The 2,280-nt window shown below is 77.1% G+C and carries 3 protein-coding genes; 2 read left to right on the top strand and 1 reads right to left on the bottom strand.

The window, feature by feature from the left end:
• Nucleotides 1–319 (bottom strand): ATP-binding protein (locus ACFW1A_RS40165; protein WP_380418632.1); only part of this gene is annotated, 319 nt, incomplete at its 3' end.
• Nucleotides 320–550: 231 nt separating this feature from the next.
• On the opposite strand from ACFW1A_RS40165, the gene ACFW1A_RS40160 reads away from it, so the two are divergent.
• Entirely contained in the window at nucleotides 551–1,393 is an 843-nt protein-coding gene (locus ACFW1A_RS40160; protein ID WP_380418630.1) for a hypothetical protein, read from the top strand.
• 116 nt (nucleotides 1,394–1,509) lie between these two features.
• Nucleotides 1,510–2,241, top strand: a complete 732-nt coding sequence (locus ACFW1A_RS40155; protein ID WP_380418628.1) for a YcnI family protein — start codon at nucleotides 1,510–1,512, stop codon at nucleotides 2,239–2,241.
• Nucleotides 2,242–2,280: the final 39 nt, after the last annotated feature.

The following is a 2,280-nucleotide window of genomic DNA, read 5'->3' as shown; positions in this document are numbered from 1 at the left end:
GGCGGCCGTGCGCGAGCAGCGGGCGGGCGGCGGCCGGGCGGCGGGCCGGCACCAGGTGCGGGGCGACCGGCAGGCCCGGGCCGCGGTCGACCACCTCGATCCGCAGCAGGTCACCGGACAACCGGGCGGTGACCTGGAAGCCGCCGTCGCCGACCGCGTGCTCGACCGCGTTGGCGCAGGCCTCGGTGAGCGCCAGGGCCAGGTCGTGCGCGATCTGCGGGTCGACCCCGGCGCTGTCCATGGTGCCGAGCAGGATGCGGCGGGCCAGCGGCACGCTGGCCAGCTCGCGCTCGAGGTGCAGAGTCCACCAGATGTCCACGACCGGTCCCTCCTGGCTGGGGCTCCACATACAACTAGGTATTGCCTCGTGATCCCGGCGTGAACCGTCCACCGACGGCCGGTCCCCCCATTCGGCGGATGGACTGGTGCGGCGAGCTGTGCGCCGCGGCGCACGGTGCCCGGTCGCGCGCCGCGGCCGAAAGGGTCAATCGGCGACCACCGCCCACCCCCGCCCGGCCGGTGCGGGGACCGATGAGATGATGGCCCGGCCATGAGCAGCCGCCCCGCACCGCACCCGGGTGCCGCCGACCGGACCGACCGGTCCAGCGGCGCCGTCGGCGTGGCCGGCTGGGACCTGCGGCTGCTGCGCGCGGTGCCGTTCGCCCTGTTCTGCACGCTGATCGCGGCGGCCGGGCACGGCCTGGCCGGCGGCGGGAGCGTCGCCCCGGGCACCCTGGTGCTCGGCTTCGCCGGGGTCTGCGCGGTGGCCGCGCTGCTCGGCGGCCGGGAGCGCACGCTGCCCGGGATCGCCGGCGCGCTGGGGCTGGGCCAGCTCGGCCTGCACCTGCTCTTCCACGGCGGCGGCCACGGGGCGATGGCGGACATGCCCGGGATGGCCGGCGGCGGTGGGCTGACCCTGGATCAGGTGGCGAGCCGCCTGGTCTGCAACGACACCCCGGGGCTGCCGCACGTGCTGCCGCCGGGGATGACCGCCGAGCGCCTGGTCGGCGCGGCCGGCCTGGACCCGAACGCCTACCAGCACGCGGCCGCCGCGGCCCCCTGGTGGTCCTTCGGCCTGACCCCGGCGATGCTGGCCGGCCACCTGCTGGCCGCCCTGGTCGCCGGCTGGTGGCTGCGCCGCGGCGAGGCCGCGCTCTGGCGCCTGGTCCGGCTGACCGGCCGGGTGGCCGCCCGCGAACTGCGCGAGTGGACCGCGCCGCTGCACCGCGCCCTGGCGCTGGTCGCGACGGTGCTGCGCGGCCTGCTCGCCCCGACCGAGCACCCCGGTGCCCGCCGCCGCCGCGAGCGCGGCGACCACCGGCTGCCGGTCGTGCTGGCCCTGCGGCACAGCGTCGTCCGGCGGGGTCCGCCGGTGCCGGCCCTCGCGCGCTGACCCTCCGTCGGAGCGGTTCCGCGGCACCGTCACACCGGTGCCCGGCGCGCGGTACGCCGTCACCCACCCCGCTTCCGGGGCAGTGGACTGCCCCGAACCCGTTGGAGACCGCACCCATGCGTTCCATTCCCGCCCGCCGCCCGGCGGCCGCCGCCGTCCTCGCCGCCGCCGCCGTGCTGGCCACCGCCGCCCCGGCCTTCGCGCACGTCACGGTGCAGCCGGGCACCGCCCAGCAGGGCGGCTACACGGCCGTCGCCTTCCGGGTCCCGGACGAGAGCGACACCGCGAGCACCACCAAGCTGGAGGTCAGCTTCCCCACCGACCACCCGGTCGCCTCGGTCAGCACCCAGCCGCTGCCCGGCTGGACCGCCGCCGTGGAGAAGACCCACCTGGCCACCCCGGTGAAGACCGACGACGGCGACAACCTCACCGACGTGGTCTCGAAGATCACCTGGACCGCCGACGCCACCGGCAAGATCGGCCCCGGCCAGTTCCAGGAGTTCAAGGTCTCGCTCGGCCCGCTGCCCAAGGACACCGACCAGCTGGTCTTCAAGGCGCTGCAGACCAAGGACGACGGCACCGTGGTGCGCTGGATCGACGAGGCCAAGCAGGGCCAGCCCGAGCCGGCCCACCCGGCCCCGGTGCTGAAGCTCACCGCGGCCGGCGCCGCCGCCTCGCCGGCCGCCGACGACCACCGGATGACCGCGTCCCAGGACAGCACCGCCGCCGGCGGCACCAAGAGCTCCGACGGCACCGCCCGCACCCTCGGTGTGGTCGGCATCGTGGTCGGCGTGATCGGTGCCGCCCTGGGCGTGGCCGGCCTGCGCCGCAAGAGCACCACCTCCTGACCCGCCGTCACCCGCCGGGCCGGTGGCACCGCCCACCGG

The sequence above is a fragment of the Kitasatospora sp. NPDC058965 genome, assembly GCF_042741245.1.
In the GTDB taxonomy this organism is placed as follows: domain Bacteria; phylum Actinomycetota; class Actinomycetes; order Streptomycetales; family Streptomycetaceae; genus Kitasatospora.
The sequence above is the reverse complement of the archived record's forward strand: the minus strand, read 5'-3'. Positions and strand labels throughout refer to the sequence as shown.

What these genes read in the sequence shown, in the direction of transcription:
- ACFW1A_RS40160 (WP_380418630.1), top strand. Translation starts at nt 551, where the DNA reads ATGAGCAGCCGCCCCGCACCGCACCCGGGTGCCGCCGACCGGACCGAC.
- ACFW1A_RS40155 (WP_380418628.1), top strand. Translation starts at nt 1,510, where the DNA reads ATGCGTTCCATTCCCGCCCGCCGCCCGGCGGCCGCCGCCGTCCTCGCC.